This window comes from Bacillus sp. FSL K6-0069, assembly GCF_038007785.1.
GTDB lineage: Bacteria > Bacillota > Bacilli > Bacillales > Bacillaceae_G > Bacillus_A > Bacillus_A mobilis.
Genome location: NZ_JBBOXN010000001.1, coordinates 2,665,077 through 2,682,021 on the forward strand (window position 1 = coordinate 2,665,077; position 16,945 = coordinate 2,682,021).

Below are 16,945 nucleotides of genomic sequence, written 5' to 3' on the forward strand. Positions count from 1 at the left end.
TTGATTTCCCTTTATTTACATTTTATCAAAATAATCAGAATTTTGAAAGTATCAATTTAAAAAACAGATAATGGATGTTCCCACTATCTGCTTCTACGCTGCCTTTATTATCCTTGTTGATACTTCACCCAATCACCAGAAACGATAACTTCCTTCAGCATCTCTTTATCTTGAGCAACATACACAAATGCACGTATTTCTCTATCAGCTAAATAAATCGTTTCGGTGATTCGGTCATATAGGTCACTCTCTGCATTACCTGTGTATTCTTCAAGTTCATCTAATTTTTGCAGAACATCATCATTTACTTCGTAAACTTCTCCATATACTTTGTCTTCATTTGAACAAATCATCGCCGGATACCCTTCGTTTGTATCGAATAATTTCCCATACATCCATGCTCCGTCTGCAATGCATATTGCACCTTGCATAAAATGAGCATTCGTTTGCTCTTTTCTTAACGTGCCATACACGAAAACGTGATACATATATCCCTATCCCCTTTATATGTCTCTATTTTCTAATTTGTAAATAAGCACGAATCATAAAGTAACTCACTTCATTTGGGAGTTGTTCCTTAATCGATTTCAGGCCGCCCTCTGCATTTTGCACGGCAGTTTCAATCATTTGTTCATATTTGGCAGGAACAAAACTGTTCCAATCTACTTCCATTCCATCTTCAAAAGAGCGGATTAAATGATTTTCAATCGTTTGTCTTGATAAGCCACGTTCTTTCGCAATTTCATCTAGATCAATGCCTTGCTTGTACATTTCATACGTTTCTAAATGAGAATTTGCTGAAGCTTTCCCAGACTTTTTCCGCTCTGTCACCACTTCTGTTTTAACTGTTTCAGCATAGTTTGGGTTTTCCTCTATAAAGTGCTGAACTGCTTGTAAGAAGTGAGAGCCATACTTCACAAGTTTATGTTCACCAATCCCTTTTACAGTTAAAAGTTCAGAGTCACTTTGCGGCATTTTTGCACACATATCCTTCAACGTTTGATCAGAGAAAATAACAAATGGAGGTACACCTTCTCCTTGCGCAATTTCTTTACGTACTTCACGAAGTACTTCAAATAAAGGATGATCTTGAACAATTTGTCTTGTCTCTACTCGTTCTTTACGTAAAACATTCACTTTACTAAGTAACACTTCTCTCCCTTTTTCCGTTACTTTTAATGTCGGATACGTACCATGTTCAACTGCAATTAACTCATCTGAAATTAGAAACTCAATAAATTCACTGACTTCTTTTACGCTACGATTTGATAGTAATCCGTATGTTGGTAAAGTATGAAAATTAAATTCAATAACTTTCTTATTTTTAGATCCAGTTAGCACTTGTGCAATCATTTGTTTACCAAATCGTTGGTTCGTTCTAATCATACAAGATAGAACCATTTGTGATTCTCTCGTCACATCGATACTCTCGCGGTCATCCGTACAATTACCGCAGCGGCCACAATCTTCTTTCGGCTCTTCTCCAAAGTATTGCAAAATAAATGATTGCAAACATTGTTCTGTATGACAGTAGTCAGTCATATTTTGCAGTTTTTCAAGTTCGTTTGAAAAACGAGACTCTCCTGTCGATTGATCAATTAAAAAGCGCTGTACTTGCACATCTTGAGAAGAATATAGCAATATACATGCACTATCTAATCCGTCACGTCCGGCACGTCCTGCTTCTTGGTAATAACTTTCCATGTTTTTTGGCAGTTGATAATGGATAACGTAACGTATATTTGATTTATCAATCCCCATACCGAATGCAGATGTCGCTACCATTACACTCACTTCATCACGTAAAAAGAGTTCTTGCTGCTCATTTCGATCGGTATCACTCATACCAGCATGGTATTTTGATACCGAAACGCCCGCTTTCATTAAATCCTCATACAATTGATCAACTACTTTTCTAGTAGCTGCATATATAATCCCAGATTCTTTTTGATTTTGACGAATATAATCCGCTAAATATGCATGACGATCTTGTCCTTTAATAACAGAAAATGATAAGTTCTCGCGCTCAAACGTTGTCATAATCGTATTTTCTTGATTAATTCCAAGCGTGTTGCAAATATCTTCACGAACTTGTGGTGTTGCCGTAGCAGTTAATGCTAATACGAGCGGCTTTTCTGGAAGATAATCTAATATGCGATGTATATGTAAATAACTCGGACGGAAATCATGTCCCCACTGCGAAATACAGTGCGCCTCATCAATTGCAATCATCGGGATTTTCATATCGATAAGTTGGTCAACAAACTCCATTGAATCCAAGCGCTCTGGTGCCACATAAAGTAACTTATAATGACCTTGTTTCGCTAATTGAATTCGTTGATTTGCTTCTGTAATAGAAATAGAACTATTAATATAAGTAGCTGAAATACCGTTTTGTACTAATGTATCTACTTGGTCTTTCATAAGTGAAATCAAAGGTGAAATAACTAATGTCGTTCCTTCGAATACTAATGCGGGAATTTGATAACAAATTGACTTACCACCGCCCGTAGGCATAATACAAACTGTATCTTTCCCATCTAATACATTTTTAATTGTTTCATCTTGTCCTCTTCGGAATGACGAATAACCGAAATAAGACGCTAAAAGTTCTTGTGCTTTTGTAAACAAAAAAGAGTCACCTGCTTTTCTATATCTTTCATCTATTCCTATTATATCATCACTTAAGCGTCTTGAAAGTGATGAATACATGACTAACAGCTTGCTTTTCATTATTTTACGCTTCTCTACGTTTTAAATGTTGTTTAGCAGCGGTGTTTTAATTGCTATTTATGTCTATAAATTTTAAAACCTGAATCAACCACATCTAAGATGAATTACAAAATAATTATACATTTTATTACTCTTCCTTGAATACTACTAATCTTATACATATGAATTCAGGAGGTTACTATATGAAGGAGCAGAATATTAGTTCTATCCAAGAGAAAACAGTACCGAACCAACTTCAGTTTTCAAATCATGATGCGTGGAAATATGAATCGTATTATAAGTACCAGCCATTATTTTCTTATAGAAAACTTTTTCATTTTCTTTCTCAACTTTTTAAACGTTAATGTGTGTGATATATCATTCATAATAATTTTCTCAATATATACCTTATAGACTTACTATAATACAGCTGTTATCATATGAAATATTCTGCTTTTATAAACCCCTTAAGTTGACCTGCCTATATTAGCAGGTCTTTTTTTGAATATTATATATTTCAGTACACTTGTAAATGCTTGCAAGTCTTTTCTCCATTTTATTACCAAACTCCACTCGCCACAAATGGTGATAATCACAAAAGGTAAAATATAAATTCTTAACATTTAATTACTCAATTCTTTTTTTCTCAATACACAAAACGGTTTTCACTTGTTACTATAAAAGTACTCCAGATGAGTTTTTGCTCATCAACATTATCTAGTTAAAGGGATCTGCTGCGGGAAGCGGATCCCTTTGACTTTATTAAAGATTCACTTTCATTTGGACACATTTACCAGGTTTTTTTAAAAGAATTTTATGATAATATTACTTAGTCGAGTCCGACATCTCGGCAATACCCTTAGAGGCTCTGCAACTTCCCTTGCAGAGCCTCTTTTACTTTATATTCATTTTATTTATATATACCACAATGAAATACTTCATCTTTTTCCATGTCAATTTTTGAAATTAATCTAGGACACGTAACTAAAAATAAATTCCCATCATACTTTGAGTTATACATGTTCAAAGGAGTGTTACCGTTTATGTATACTTATTGGCAATCGTATTACTCCCCCTATCATAACCCTTATGTCCACTTTGATACATCTGTCCGTAATTACCGAATTAGTAAAAACGAGAACTTTTTAAAAGGTTATATGCGTTCTTTATGGGAACAACACGTTGCTTGGACGAGATTAGCTATTATAAGTATTGTCTTTAATTTACCAGACGTTAACGTTACGGTTGGGCGACTTCTTCAAAACGCAACACATATGGGACTATCACTTGAACCATTCTATGGTGAAGATGCTGTAAAAAAATATAGTGCTTTAATTAAAGACCACTTAGTCATTGCAGCAGATCTTGTTAAAGCCGCAAAAGCTGGTGACCAAAATGCCGCTGCCGCTATAGAGAAGAAATGGTATGCTAACGCTGATCAAATTGTCGATTTTCTTAACAGTATCAACCCATATATAGAAAAAGAAGCATTTCGGAAAATGTTTTATGAACATTTAGCCTTAACAAAAGCAGAAGCACTTGCCTTCCTAAATAAAGATTTTGAAGCAAGCGTAAAACTATACGATAAAATTGAAAAAGAGGCATTGGAAATGGCCGATATGATAACAAATGCAATCGTAAAGCAATTCCCGCAAGTATTTCAATAACAATAAGCCGATTTGAAAAAGCAAATCGGCTTATTAAACTTTCTGTCAATGAAATTTCACCTCTCCTCTTTACATTTAACGTATATCGATATATTTTATTTATATCCGTTTTTTATAGGAGGAAATCTTTTGATTAACGCAATTGGTCTTGTATTTATACTCACAAATAAACACGAGAAAAAAAAGAAAGTTTATCTAAATGAAAAATTCGCATTAATAGACATTATTGATTCTAAGGAAGTAATTGATGATGAAGGTAACTCGTTAGTAGAACTAACATGTAAATACAGTATATATTTAGATGAAAAATACTACTGTAAATCTCTCGACGATTATACTGGACAAGTATTTCCATTCTTAAGCGCTAAAATAGGAAAAGGCCTTCTCAGAAACTTAAATTACTATTTCTCTTACGTTGATGCTTATGATAAAAAACCACCCGTTAAAGAAATAAGACCACTTATGAAACAAGTAACGAACAGATAGTGAATAATACGCAAAAAAGAAAGCATCTAACTTCGGATGCTTTCTTTTTTGGTTCAAGGGCTCGTTAACTTCTATCTTTCTTCTAAAAGTATGTATCTAGGCATACTTTTAATTAAAAACATTGGAGGATTAAACTGAATGAAATACTCAGAAACGATTGTTAGTAAACGGCTTCGAACACTTAAAATATGTAGTATGTTTATTATGCTAGTTTTAATTGGATGGCTTGGATATACAAAATTACTTTATGAAAACGGATTTCTTCAAGAAAAGAAACATTCTGTTGAAGTAATGAATACTAGTATTACAGGAGAAATTGAACAGAATTTCCATGTGAACTTACAAGGTTATCGTAAAACAGACCTTGATACTATTATAGATTCAAGTAAAACCGATCCGAGCCAACTAACATTAATCGAGCTAATTAATACTTCTTGTTCGCGAGATTGCATAGGTGAACCATTAACATATGTGGATGAAAACAATGGATATATCTTTTATACGGAGTCTACCGGAACTAATGTAGCTATACAGATTAAAAAACAAGACACATGGGAAATCGTAAAAAAATCTGTTCAAGATGGAATTTAAAAGGTTCATACAAAAAAGAGTACTTTACTTCAAAGTACTCTTTTGAAAATATTACCACTTACGACATTTATCATCATCGTCGTCACGTTTACGATTACGACGGCAATCATCACAATCACAGTCACGTTTACGTCTACAACCACAATCATCACAATCTCTGCGTCTGCATCTTCCAAACATTAAATCATCCCAAAATCTATTACAATCTCTACGTCTACAACCACAATTATTACACATGAATATGACTCTCCCCTCTATAGCGTTCATCATATTCTATGTTTAAAAACGAAAAAGGCTTGTTTACTAGTCTATTTTAAATGTATTCATTTGGTATAATTTGAATCTATATTACTAATTTATCCCTATACTTCCTTCTGCGCCTCCACTGCCCGCTTCAATCTCTGCAACATATATCCAATTCCTTTACACCCAGCTAATGGGTACGTAATGATTTCTACTGGATACAATTGTGTCACTACTTTCTTATGCTTCTTGCCTGCAAGTAAAACAATTTCATCATACTGAAGTAAGTCTTTTTCAATCAATTGTTGTTTTAATTGTTCCATACTAATAATTTCATCGCTCTTTGAATCAAAGGCAAGATCATAGTTTTCTAGTACAATATCATTTGGTCTTAAAAATCCATGCTTCGCTGATAATATAAACCAATTCTCAAAAAACATAGTTGCATACGCCTGACATGCTTTTCCGAATGGACTAACATATACATCTTTTGCCTCCATCGGCCCGTAATCTGGATACTTATCCCAAATTTTCTTTTTTCCGCATGGAATTATGCATAACCTTTTCATCGTTATTTCTTACCTCACTTCTAACTTTTTAAATTTAAAAATATAGAATTCCCTACTTCTTCATACTCAGCTTCTATATCTCCAATACCCACTACGTTCCAACCATTATTTGTTTCTATTGGCTTTTCATTCATTATAATATGAACTTGTTTCATATTTTTAAAATCTTCTTCAAAAGATGCTAAAACAGGTTGATTTATTATATATGTTTTATTATGTATACGTACACTTAAAAAGGTTTTATGTAACGCTTAATTTTTGTTTAATTTTACATTCATTGGATTAAACGAATTTAATTGTATATTCCCTACAATATACAAATGATATCCTTTCTCCTTATAAAATTGTTTAAAATCCTTGTCTCTTTCGTTTTGAACAAAATGAAAGATTTGCTTCGTTTCTTTGCTTATTGCAAATTCATTATTTAAACTTAAAACAACATTAATATTTTGTTTTAAAAAAGCATATAACGATTTATCACTATTAAAGAAATTCGTTTTCCATTCAGGATGGATTTCATCTAATAATAAACATAAAAGCATTCCTGAGCTATAGCAGCTCTTCCTAATGTTATAATTAGCATCGTATGTATCTAAAATAAGTCCGCTATATTTTCGTAATGTTTCACTTTCATCATTTTTACATACTGCAATGTGGGCGTTCATTTCAACATACCAAGCAGGCCCCTCTATACTTTCAACCATACACTCATAAGTTAGAAACTCTTCTTTTATAAAACGAGCTCTTTGTTCTCTTAATTCGATAAAATGCTTCGTATAATTATATTTCTCAGCTTTTGACTTACAATGCACAGCATTATATAAACAAATTCGCTCTTTATTTCGCAATTCTATATTTTCTTCTGTTATAGGATATTGAAATCCTAAAGATTCATTTGGAAATCTACTTTCTTTATTCAAATATTGATAGCAATGAAAAAGTTCATGCACCACAACTGCAAGTAAACTTTCATAATCTCTATGCCTATTCATATTCACAATGGCAGTCGGATAATCTTTTAATAAGATAAATGAATCAGCCTTAAATTGTTCATCCCGCTTTAAAACGGCATACTCACCATCATCTTTCAAAAATATTGGATGATGAAATACATACACATGTTCATCATTATATAATGCAAATGCAGTCCTATTAAAACCAGGCCATAGCGTATTCAATAATTCTATATTTATATCTTTCTTTATTCGATTTAATATATTGTTCATTATATATAACACCCCTATATCATTTCTATATATACCTATTCTATTCCACTTAAAAACAACCCTTTTATTTACATAAATGTTAGAAAAGTACATATCTTTTTTTAAACTATAATGTATTATATAAATATACATGTGATGATTTTATGAAAAGGAGGTGAACAAATGAAAAATATAATCCCTGCACTAGTACTCTATATTATTGTTTGCATAATCGCTATGATTGCTCCAGCATCTGAAGGTTATAATCATGTTGGCTGGAAATTGTTTGTTGGGCAAGCGTATGCCATACCTATTTTCATCATTGCAGCTATTATTACATTTTATATAAACAAGAAAAAATCTACGAATAAACAGTTATAAGGATAGCTAATGCTATCCTTATTTTAATTCGCTAATCAGATCCAAAATAACACTTGCAGTACTTTCAATCCTTTCTTCCGAAAAATCAAACGTGACACCTGTTTTTTCATATATTTCTTGTATAGTTAAATTCCAATCTGCACTCGCTCCCTCTTTAAAGTAAGCAATCGCTTTTTCTGGATCTTTCCGATAAATTTGAAACAATTGCATTGCTCCTATTTGTGCAATGGCGTATTCAATTTGATAAAAAGGAAACTGAACATAGTGAAATGACTCTAACCAGCTTGCACCGATTTCATTCTCTAATCCTGTAATATCGACTGATGAATATTGATACCTTTTGCATATTTCAGCGTATTTCTTATCACGTTCTTCTCGTGTATGATTTGGATGTGTATAGAGCCAGTGTTGAAATACATCTCCTGCAATTGACGACATTAATAAAGACAAAGCACGATATAATTGTACGCACTGCACTTCTTTATATTTATCCTCTTGCTTATAAAAGATATCCAGCTTATCCATTACTAGCAACTCAAGACTAAGGGAATAAAGCTCAGCCACTTCTTCACGAAGATATCTTTCCTGCATGCTGCTACCATTGTTAAATTGTCTATAAAAATGAAAGGCATGCCCTACTTCATGTATGAGTGCATTAATTGCATAAAATGATGGACTAAAATTAGAATACACAAAAACCTCTTTACTATGAGGTAAGGTAAAGCAAGCTGCTCCTGGCGCTTTATTTTCACGTTCTTCTACGTCAATGAATCCAGCTTTCCTTATATGAAGAAATTTCTCATAAAAATATAAATCTGTCTTCCGAAACATTTCTTCCACCCCGTCCAATAAATCAATGGTATTTTGAAATGGGGCTTTTGGTAAATTACAAGGCGTTAGATCCCAAGGGCAATACGTTTTTACACCGAGATTCTTTTTAGAAAGACTTCCTAACTGCTCCCATATTGGTACAACATACTTTTCTATAGATTCATGAAGTTTATAACACTCTTCAATACTATAGTCTCTATTTTTTTGTTTAAAAGCATATTCACTATAATTATTACATCCTGCATGTAAAGCTATCTTATTCCGCAATTGTACGAGTTCATTCATAATACAATCTATTTCTATTTTCACTGCACTTCTTGCTTCACATAAAGCGTACCAAGCTTTTTCGCGAATAGCTCTATTAGGGTTATCTAGCTTTGCTTTTACGTATGCATACGTCTTTTGCTCACCTTCCCAATTAATAGATATGTTAGACATTATTTCTCTATATTTCGTAATAAGTTCTTGCTCTTTAATGGAAAGAGTAATGTTCTTTTCATTAAACATTTTACTTTTTACTACCCTTGCTTTTTTCATAAATCCATATTTCTGCTCATCTAATAAATTAGAAAATGGACACTCTCTCAATTTCTGGTCAAATTTTGCATTGTATCTTTTTAAAAGTGGTTGAATTGTATTTTGATTATACATATGTAAGTCACGTATATTTCTGTCATTTGTATCTCTATACATGGCGATCAAACTACTTGTTATCTCCTCTTCTACTTCAGCGTTTATACGCAATTCCTCTAAAAGCCAACGCTCTAATTCTGAAACAGAAGTTATATTTCGCTCTAAAAGTGACTGTAATTTACTTTCTAAATCATTAAACATACACAATCCTCCCGTTTTTAATTTTCTGTTTTTTAGAGATAAAAAAGACAAGTAGCCAATCTGACTACTTGTCCTTTTTTGTTAAATCGTGCTCAATACTATTAAGCTTGGAATGCTTCTGTTAATACTGGTACGATTTGTTTTTTACGAGATACAACACCTTTTAAAGTAGCCGTGTTGTTTTCTAGAGATACGTTGTATGCTTTCTCAACAACGTTTGCTGCTTTACCGATCGCAAGACCGACAGAATCGTTAGTTAAGATATCAGTTACAACGAATAAGAATAGGTCTAAACCTTTTTCTTCTACTACTGCAGAGATAACTTTTTCAAGTTCCGCTTGGTGTACAAGAACGTCGTTTGTATCAACAGCGTTTACTTGTGCGATTTCAACTTTCGCATTACCCATTTGGAATTCTTTAGCGTCAAGAGAGATTAATTGCTCCATTGTTTTTCCGCTTAAGTCAGCACCAGCTTTTAACATTTCTAAGCCGTAGCTATCAGCATCTACACCAGCGATTTCTGCTAATTCACGAGCTGCTGCTACGTCTTGCTCTGTGCAAGTTGGAGATTTGAATAGTAAAGAATCTGAAATGATTGCAGATAACATTAAACCTGCAACTTCTTTACGAATTGTAACGCCATTTTCTTTGTACATTTTGTTTAAGATTGTAGCTGTACAACCAACTGGCTCACAACGGTAGTAAATAGGATCGCTTGTTTCAAAGTTAGCAATACGGTGATGGTCAATAACTTCTAACACACGAACAGATTCGATATCGTTAGCACTTTGTTGACGCTCGTTATGATCAACTAAAATAACGTTGTCCACTTCGCTTGCAACTGTCTCAACAAAACGCGGTCCTTCTACTTTAAAATGGTCTAACGCAAATTGAGTTTCACCGCTGATTTCGCCTAAACGTACAGGCTCAGCATTCATTCCTAATTCTTTTTTCAATTCTGCATAAGCAATTGCAGAACAAATTGCATCTGTATCTGGGTTTTTATGCCCGAAAACTAGTACTTTTTCCATGTTTTCCACCTCTTCATGAAAAGGATATCTTAAAGAAGCAAATATGACAATATTTAAAGCCCAATTTTTTATAAATAATTGCACTTTCTTCTATATTTTTCATCGTTTTTCGTAAAAAAAGATCATCTAAAGTGAATTAGATGATCAAAATGTATATTTCATTTAAAATAGTGTAGGAACTTGCACTACATGATTTTGCGCGAAATTCGATGCCAACCCGTTATTTACAAGGTTAACATCTATAACTTGATAAAATGCATTCCCCGTATCTGCAATTTCCCATACAGCTAAAATAAGGTGATATCCATTTCTATCAGTAGGTACATTCGCTTCATGTGTTACGGAAGTTCCTGGTCTTGTTCCCCCATCGTTTTTCACATAAAAAGGTACTAAATCTAAATCAGATCGTGATAATGGTTTATTTGGATTCCAATCTTTTTTCGTAATGTAGTATTTCCATTCTTTCGTACTATGAGGTGCGGTTAGTTTCCACTTAAATGTATTCGTCCCGCCGTTTAACGTAACTTTCTTCCACCTATCTACTGTTTGAACGTCTAAAGCAGGAAAATGGCCTGCTCCTGCAATTTGTCCATCAGAAGGTCCTAATAGAGGGAATCCACCTATTCCTTCTACACTTTGCGGCTCATATTGAATCGGACCGCAATTTACATTTATCCCTTGCTTACATAAATAAGAACGGCTCGCTGGTGATTCAACATATCCATGAGCTGAAGCTTTTTCTGAAAATCCAAATGTTAATAGTCCCGTAAGTAATATGCTACCACTTAATATAACTTTCTTCACCTTCTGTAAACCTTTCGCTTTCATCCCGACATCCCCTTTCGCATAATAAAGCGAAAACAACTATAGTTGCCTAGTCATCTCCTCTACATTCATTATAAGATGAGAGACTATACAAACATAACCCTCTAAAAACTTTCTCAAATTCAATTAGTACATTAAATAAATTTTATTGATACATTCAAATAACACCGCTAGAGAAATATAGGCGGTGTTAAAAATCAGAGTTTATTATTTTTAGCATAGTAGCTTTTTAATCATAACTTATAAAACTTTATAATAAATAACTGTGGCATCTAACTCACCACTCGGAGAAATTGCGTATTCTGGTATTTTTCCAACTTCTTGATACTCTAATGATTTATACAATCTATTAGAAGGGTCTCCTTCTCTCGTATCTAGCACTAAAAGAGACCTATTTTCTTGCTTTGCTCGCTCCTCTGCTTTTTGCATAAGTAAACGTCCAATGCCATTACGTCTAAAGTTTGGATGAGTCATTAACTTACAAATTTCAGCTCTATGAATCCCATTAGGCTTTGTAACTAAATGTAATTGAATACACCCTGCCACTTCATTATTTATTTTAGCAACATACAAGATCACTTCTGGTGCTAAAACAGTTTCCCAATACTTCGCGGATTCTTTTTGTTCTAGTGGAGGTAAAAAACCAATTGACGCCCCATCATCTACAACCATTTTCAAAAGTTTAGAAAGCTCTTCCACATCATCTTTTATTTGCTTAATTTCTTCAATTACTATATTTTGCATTACTAATCCCCCTTTTGTTTCATTGTACCAAGTTTTATAGAAGGAATAACAGGTTACTAAGATGAAATTATTTAAGGTACAATTTTTTCAGAGAAAGGATACTTATATGAAGTATATATTAGATAGGACATACGCAAGAGAACTTCTCGAGTGGGCATATGAACAAAACCCTGGTCCGTGGTTCGAACATTCATGTAATGTTGCTCTAGCAACTGAAAAGATAGTTGTGGAACTTATTCATAATGGGTATGACCTAAATACTGACATTGCATATAATGCTGCCCTACTGCATGATATAGGAAGGTATAAAGGTTTTACTAAATCTGTTATTCATTCCTATGATGGTTATATGTATATGAATGATTTAGGGTATATAGGAAACGCGATTATTTGCGTGACACATTCATTCCCGTGCAAAAATGAACATTTAGATATAGCAGCGGAGTGGTCCCTTGTTCCTGATTATATGAAAAGCCGATTAATTGAAATATTAAATGAAAATAGTGACTACGACTTATACAATAAGGTCATTACCCTTTGTGACGCACTTGCTGATGCAGAGGGCTTTACTACTCTTGAAAAAAGATTAATTTCAGTTGGTTTACGACATGGAACAACCTCTCATTCTTCTTTACATTGGAAAGGCTTCTATACAATTAAGAATGAATTAGAATCTTTAATCGGTAAGAGCATATACAAAGTTCTTCCTGACATAGAGAAGTCGATTTATAAAAATATGGAATGTTAAATTACATACAACTTAAAAAAGATAGAATTTTTATGTGTACTTCTAAAGAAATCATTGAAAAGTGGAGGGATTAACCATTAGTAAAATAGGATTTGACTTAATTAATCATGAGGATAACTTTGATCTTGGATATGAAGATATCGAGGCGATATGTAAGAAATGCAAATTTTCTAACTGTTCTCATACAAATGAACCACACTGCGCAATTAAAAAAGCTATTTCCGATGGAATTGTTACAGAAGACATGATGAATAGTTATTATAGGGATAAGAATGAATTCGAATATGTGTGTAAACAAAAGAACAAAACAAAGGCCATTGATTATATGAAACAATTGAAACTTTTTCGGAAAACTTAAAACTAAATAAATAATTGTTATTTCTCATTCCCACTAAATTTAAAATTCTTACTTTAATACATTACATACCAGATAATTTTTATACTCAAATTCAATCTCACATAAAAAACGTTTTAAACATAAAGTTTAAAACGTTTTTTACATTCAATGATTTTGATTTTTCATTTCTGTTAAACATTCTTGTACTAAAGTTACAGCTTGACTCATTGCAGCTCCACCAGCAAATGCTGCTGATACACCACATGCTTCCAGAATTTCTTTATCTGAGCATCCTTGATCAAGGCAACCTTTTGTATGATAAATAGTACAATATTCGTCTTGCGTTGCTAGACTAATTCCTAATGCAATAAGTTGTTTTTCTCTTTTTGTTAAAGAACCCTCTTGAAAACAAGCTTGCGTGAATGCATTATATGTTTCAGCAATTTCAGGAATTTGGTTTGTAAAACTACCAATTCCTTCTTTATAATGATGCAGAACATCATTTACTGAACTATGTTGTTCGTGTTCCATCTTATTATTACCCCCATTCAAATTATGTGTACCTATTGTAGTATGTGATGAAAAGAAGGCAATATACCCTTCGAAAAAGAATGAATATTCAGTTTATTATAACTACAATTTCAGACTATCATCCACTACTGATTGTTCCTTATAGTTTTTCCTTTCAATCTCTTTACTTCTTTCTTCCCAAAATGTTAATCCTTCAATTCCCACATTTTTAGGATCAAATACAGGATCTTTCCCTTCTTTTTTCTGCGCTTCATAATCTTTTAACACTTTTAATGCGATTTTACTTAATAGTAGAATCGCAATTAAGTTTAACCATGCCATACTACCGATTCCTAAATCTCCAAGATTCCATAAAAGCGACGCTGATTCTACGCTACCGATGTAAACCATAATTAAAAATCCAATTTTTAAAACTGGTTTTAACCATCTATGTTTAAGCTCACGATCTAAATAAGTAAGTGTCGTTTCAGCGATATAGTAATATGCGAGTAATGTTGTAAATGCGAAGAAGAAAATTGCAATTGAAATGAATAATGGACCAAACCCTGTCATAACAGTTTCAACTGCTTGTTGTGTATAGATCGGACCTGCATCAACATTCCCTATATTTTTTACAATAGCGCTTTTCCCTTCCGGTATAACATTATACATGCCTGTTATTAAAATCATTAGAGCTGTCGCTGTACAAACAACAATTGTATCGATATATACAGAAAACGCTTGAACTAAGCCTTGTTTGGCAGGATGGGATACTTCAGCGGCAGCTGAGCTATACGTCGCTTCTCCAACGCCAGCAACATTTGAAAATACAGCGCGTTTTACTCCCCATGCGATTGCTGCGCCGACGATTCCGCCAAACATTTCATTTACACCAAAAGCACTAGAGAAAATTAAAGCGAACATACTTGGAATTTCTGTTACATTCGCAAGTAATACGATACATGTAACAATTACATAACCTATTGCCATAAATGGAACAAGCATTTGCGAAACGCCAGCAATTCTCTTTACGCCACCAAAAATGATCGCCGCTAATAGTACGACTAACAATATACCAGTTATATATTTGCTAATGCCATTAGAGTTTTCAAAACCAACTGCGATACTACTAGATTGAATGCCTGGTAGTAAAACACCGTATGAAAGTGTTACAACGACCGCTACAATGACAGCAAACCATTTCATTTTCAGGCCTTTTTCAATGAAATATGGTGTACCACCGCGGTATTCATTTCCGACTTTACTTTTATATACTTGAGATAATGTTGATTCAACAAATGCGCTCGCTGCACCTAAAAGTGCCATTACCCACATCCAAAATACAGCTCCAGGTCCGCCAAAAGCAATAGCTGTCGCGACCCCTGCAATATTACCTATTCCAACCCTACCAGATAACGCTAAACAAAATGCTTGGAAGGACGAAATTCCTGTCTCCGAGCTCTTCCCTTCAAATAATAGTTTAATCATCTCTTTAAAATAACGAATTTGTAGAAAACGAGTTGCAATTGTAAAATACACACCTGCTCCTAATGCAAATACAACTAACCCAATACTCCATACTTGCCCTACTAACCACTCTACTAATTGCTCCATCCAAATCCCCCTTAACATTCTTTTGAAAACTATTTTATATATAAGAAAACGGACAACTATTATTAAACCTTACAGTTGTCCGTATCTCTCATTATTTCATCCTGCTATTTAATAACAGTTAGGTTCTCTATTACTTTATATTTACCCAAACGCTTTTCACTTCTGTATAGTTATCAAGCGCATATGAACCTAACTCACGACCGATACCAGATTGTTTAAAGCCACCAAATGGTGCAGCTGCATTTTCTAAGTTATAATCATTGATCCATACTGTTCCTGCTTTTAATTTATTGGCAACTTGATGTCCTGTTTTAATATTTTGTGTCCATACGCCTGCAGCGAGTCCGTATGAAGAGCGATTCGCTCTTTCAATGACCTCTTCTGTTGAATCAAATGGAAGTACAACGACAACTGGTCCAAAAATTTCTTCTTTCACAATTGTCATATCATCAGTAACATTTATGAATACTGTTGGCTGTACAAAATATCCTTTTTCAAATGCCCGTTCACCACCAGCAGCAACAGTAGCGCCTTCTGCTTTTCCTTGTTCAATGTAATGTAGCACACGCTCTTGTTGCTTTTTAGATACAAGTGGACCCATTTCCGTTTCCTTCTCCATACCTGCTCCAAGTTTCACGTTATTCGCCATTTTTACTAGTTCATTTACGACTGTTTCGTAATGTTTCCGGTGAACGAACACGCGAGAACCGGCACTACAATTTTGGCCATGATTATACATAATGCCTTGGAATGCACCGTTAATCGCTTCTTCTAAATCAGCGTCTTCTAAAATGATATTTGGAGATTTACCACCAAGTTCTAACGTTACATGTTTAATTGTTTCTGCAGATTGACGCATAATATATTTCCCTGTAACAGTTGAACCTGTGAAGGCTACCTTATCAATATCATGATGGTTTACGATTGCAGCTCCCGCTTCAGGGCCGAAACCTGGCACAAAGTTTACGACACCGTTTGGAAAACCTGCTTCTTTAAAGAGTTTTGCTGTATATAATAACGATAATGGTGTTTGTTCTGCTGGTTTTAATACGATTGTACAACCTGTTGCTAATGCTGCTCCCATTTTCCAAGAAGACATAACGAGTGGAAAATTCCAAGGAATAATTTGACCTACAACCCCAACAGGTTCATGGCGTGTGTAATTTAAGTAATCTTTTGAAATCGGAATAGTTTGCCCGATAATTTTTGTAGCCCATCCCGCATAATAACGATAATTTTCTACAGTCGCTGCAATATCATCATCCAGTGCAACTTGATATGGTTTCCCGTTATCTAATGCTTCTAACTGCGCTAATTCTTCTCCATGCTCTTCAATTAAGTCTGCTAATTTATAAATAAGATGCGCTCTTTCAGCAGTAGTCATTTCTGCCCAAGGTCCTAATTCAAATGCAGATCTTGCCGCTTTTACTGCTACATCAATATCCCCTTCTTGCGCTTCGCATACGACAGCTAGAACATCTTCTGTTGCTGGATTGTATGTCTCAAATGTCTTCCCGCTAACGGAAGGGACAAATTCACCATTAATAAACATTTTAATTTCTTCATTTAAAAACGCTTTCACTTTTGGTCTCAGCTCAATGTTTGTCGTTAACATAT

At 33.9% G+C, this 16,945-nt stretch carries 18 protein-coding genes and 1 pseudogene; 7 read left to right on the forward strand and 12 right to left on the reverse strand.

The features are described 5' to 3' along the window. Positions 1-107: 107 nt before the first annotated feature. Both MHB74_RS13640 and recQ read right to left on the reverse strand, forming a co-directional pair. Positions 108-488 (reverse strand): gamma-glutamylcyclotransferase family protein, encoded by a 381-nt coding sequence (locus MHB74_RS13640; RefSeq protein WP_061679731.1) that lies wholly within the window; start codon positions 486-488, stop codon positions 108-110. A gap of 25 nt (positions 489-513) precedes the next feature. Beyond that, entirely contained in the window at positions 514-2,631 is a 2,118-nt protein-coding gene (gene recQ / locus MHB74_RS13645) for a DNA helicase RecQ (RefSeq protein WP_061679730.1), read from the reverse strand. 284 nt (positions 2,632-2,915) lie between these two features. On the opposite strand from recQ, the gene MHB74_RS13650 reads away from it, so the two are divergent. The 4 genes from MHB74_RS13650 to MHB74_RS13665 all read left to right on the forward strand — a co-directional run bounded on the left by MHB74_RS13650 (position 2,916) and on the right by MHB74_RS13665 (position 5,456). Next, the gene (locus MHB74_RS13650) at positions 2,916-3,077 is read left to right on the forward strand and encodes a hypothetical protein (RefSeq protein ID WP_270401830.1); all 162 of its coding nucleotides are present in this window, start codon (positions 2,916-2,918) and stop codon (positions 3,075-3,077) included. Between the two features lie 678 nt (positions 3,078-3,755). Further along, a complete protein-coding gene (locus MHB74_RS13655) occupies positions 3,756-4,379 on the forward strand; it encodes a hypothetical protein (RefSeq protein WP_061679729.1) in 624 nt (207 codons plus the stop codon). Between the two features lie 129 nt (positions 4,380-4,508). Then, on the forward strand, positions 4,509-4,865 hold the full coding sequence (locus MHB74_RS13660) for a hypothetical protein (protein ID WP_000606238.1): 357 nt from the start codon (positions 4,509-4,511) through the stop codon (positions 4,863-4,865). A gap of 138 nt (positions 4,866-5,003) precedes the next feature. After that, the gene (locus MHB74_RS13665) at positions 5,004-5,456 is read left to right on the forward strand and encodes a hypothetical protein (RefSeq protein ID WP_061679728.1); all 453 of its coding nucleotides are present in this window, start codon (positions 5,004-5,006) and stop codon (positions 5,454-5,456) included. 51 nt (positions 5,457-5,507) lie between these two features. Here MHB74_RS13665 and MHB74_RS13670 read toward each other — a convergent pair whose 3' ends face one another. From MHB74_RS13670 to MHB74_RS13680, 3 genes and pseudogenes are all read right to left on the reverse strand, one after another. Beyond that, complete coding sequence (locus MHB74_RS13670) at positions 5,508-5,693, reverse strand: hypothetical protein (protein WP_002085081.1); 186 nt, start codon at positions 5,691-5,693, stop codon at positions 5,508-5,510. Positions 5,694-5,818: 125 nt separating this feature from the next. After that, positions 5,819-6,268, reverse strand: a complete 450-nt coding sequence (locus MHB74_RS13675; RefSeq protein ID WP_061679727.1) for a DUF6884 domain-containing protein — start codon at positions 6,266-6,268, stop codon at positions 5,819-5,821. Between the two features lie 20 nt (positions 6,269-6,288). Continuing rightward, positions 6,289-7,494, reverse strand: a pseudogene (locus MHB74_RS13680) (peptide ABC transporter permease). Between the two features lie 162 nt (positions 7,495-7,656). Here MHB74_RS13680 and MHB74_RS13685 point away from each other — a divergent pair. Then, positions 7,657-7,854 (forward strand): DUF4017 family protein, encoded by a 198-nt coding sequence (locus tag MHB74_RS13685; protein ID WP_016087532.1) that lies wholly within the window; start codon positions 7,657-7,659, stop codon positions 7,852-7,854. An 18-nt stretch (positions 7,855-7,872) separates the two neighbouring features. Here MHB74_RS13685 and MHB74_RS13690 read toward each other — a convergent pair whose 3' ends face one another. The 4 genes from MHB74_RS13690 to MHB74_RS13705 all read right to left on the reverse strand — a co-directional run bounded on the left by MHB74_RS13690 (position 7,873) and on the right by MHB74_RS13705 (position 12,119). Further along, positions 7,873-9,519: a M3 family oligoendopeptidase gene (locus MHB74_RS13690; protein WP_061679726.1), complete on the reverse strand. Its 1,647-nt coding sequence runs from the start codon at positions 9,517-9,519 to the stop codon at positions 7,873-7,875. Positions 9,520-9,620: 101 nt separating this feature from the next. Beyond that, positions 9,621-10,550: a manganese-dependent inorganic pyrophosphatase gene (ppaC, locus tag MHB74_RS13695; protein WP_000416841.1), complete on the reverse strand. Its 930-nt coding sequence runs from the start codon at positions 10,548-10,550 to the stop codon at positions 9,621-9,623. A gap of 162 nt (positions 10,551-10,712) precedes the next feature. Next, positions 10,713-11,378, reverse strand: coding sequence for a lytic polysaccharide monooxygenase (locus tag MHB74_RS13700; protein ID WP_061679725.1), 666 nt, complete (start codon positions 11,376-11,378; stop codon positions 10,713-10,715). Positions 11,379-11,615: 237 nt separating this feature from the next. Further along, positions 11,616-12,119, reverse strand: coding sequence for a GNAT family N-acetyltransferase (locus MHB74_RS13705; protein ID WP_061679724.1), 504 nt, complete (start codon positions 12,117-12,119; stop codon positions 11,616-11,618). 106 nt (positions 12,120-12,225) lie between these two features. On the opposite strand from MHB74_RS13705, the gene MHB74_RS13710 reads away from it, so the two are divergent. Both MHB74_RS13710 and MHB74_RS13715 read left to right on the forward strand, forming a co-directional pair. Next, positions 12,226-12,867, forward strand: a complete 642-nt coding sequence (locus tag MHB74_RS13710; RefSeq protein WP_061679835.1) for an HD domain-containing protein — start codon at positions 12,226-12,228, stop codon at positions 12,865-12,867. Between the two features lie 61 nt (positions 12,868-12,928). Then, positions 12,929-13,225, forward strand: a complete 297-nt coding sequence (locus MHB74_RS13715; protein ID WP_061679723.1) for a hypothetical protein — start codon at positions 12,929-12,931, stop codon at positions 13,223-13,225. Between the two features lie 144 nt (positions 13,226-13,369). On the opposite strand, the gene MHB74_RS13720 is transcribed toward MHB74_RS13715, so the two are convergent. The 3 genes from MHB74_RS13720 to MHB74_RS13730 form a co-directional block, all read right to left on the reverse strand. Beyond that, positions 13,370-13,735, reverse strand: a complete 366-nt coding sequence (locus MHB74_RS13720; protein WP_061679722.1) for a carboxymuconolactone decarboxylase family protein — start codon at positions 13,733-13,735, stop codon at positions 13,370-13,372. A 102-nt stretch (positions 13,736-13,837) separates the two neighbouring features. After that, complete coding sequence (locus tag MHB74_RS13725; protein WP_061679721.1) at positions 13,838-15,328, reverse strand: alanine/glycine:cation symporter family protein; 1,491 nt, start codon at positions 15,326-15,328, stop codon at positions 13,838-13,840. A 130-nt stretch (positions 15,329-15,458) separates the two neighbouring features. Continuing rightward, entirely contained in the window at positions 15,459-16,943 is a 1,485-nt protein-coding gene (locus tag MHB74_RS13730) for an aldehyde dehydrogenase family protein (protein ID WP_061679720.1), read from the reverse strand. Positions 16,944-16,945 lie beyond the last annotated feature (2 nt).

Coding starts and splice junctions, on each gene's coding strand:
- MHB74_RS13640 (WP_061679731.1), bottom strand. CDS start 488: ATGTATCACGTTTTCGTGTATGGCACGTTAAGAAAAGAGCAAACGAAT.
- MHB74_RS13650 (WP_270401830.1), top strand. CDS start 2,916: ATGAAGGAGCAGAATATTAGTTCTATCCAAGAGAAAACAGTACCGAAC.
- MHB74_RS13655 (WP_061679729.1), top strand. CDS start 3,756: ATGTATACTTATTGGCAATCGTATTACTCCCCCTATCATAACCCTTAT.
- MHB74_RS13665 (WP_061679728.1), top strand. CDS start 5,004: ATGAAATACTCAGAAACGATTGTTAGTAAACGGCTTCGAACACTTAAA.
- MHB74_RS13670 (WP_002085081.1), bottom strand. CDS start 5,693: ATGTGTAATAATTGTGGTTGTAGACGTAGAGATTGTAATAGATTTTGG.
- MHB74_RS13675 (WP_061679727.1), bottom strand. CDS start 6,268: ATGAAAAGGTTATGCATAATTCCATGCGGAAAAAAGAAAATTTGGGAT.
- MHB74_RS13685 (WP_016087532.1), top strand. CDS start 7,657: ATGAAAAATATAATCCCTGCACTAGTACTCTATATTATTGTTTGCATA.
- MHB74_RS13690 (WP_061679726.1), bottom strand. CDS start 9,519: ATGTTTAATGATTTAGAAAGTAAATTACAGTCACTTTTAGAGCGAAAT.
- ppaC (WP_000416841.1), bottom strand. CDS start 10,550: ATGGAAAAAGTACTAGTTTTCGGGCATAAAAACCCAGATACAGATGCA.
- MHB74_RS13700 (WP_061679725.1), bottom strand. CDS start 11,378: ATGAAAGCGAAAGGTTTACAGAAGGTGAAGAAAGTTATATTAAGTGGT.
- MHB74_RS13705 (WP_061679724.1), bottom strand. CDS start 12,119: ATGCAAAATATAGTAATTGAAGAAATTAAGCAAATAAAAGATGATGTG.
- MHB74_RS13710 (WP_061679835.1), top strand. CDS start 12,226: ATGAAGTATATATTAGATAGGACATACGCAAGAGAACTTCTCGAGTGG.
- MHB74_RS13720 (WP_061679722.1), bottom strand. CDS start 13,735: ATGGAACACGAACAACATAGTTCAGTAAATGATGTTCTGCATCATTAT.
- MHB74_RS13725 (WP_061679721.1), bottom strand. CDS start 15,328: ATGGAGCAATTAGTAGAGTGGTTAGTAGGGCAAGTATGGAGTATTGGG.
- MHB74_RS13730 (WP_061679720.1), bottom strand. CDS start 16,943: ATGTTAACGACAAACATTGAGCTGAGACCAAAAGTGAAAGCGTTTTTA.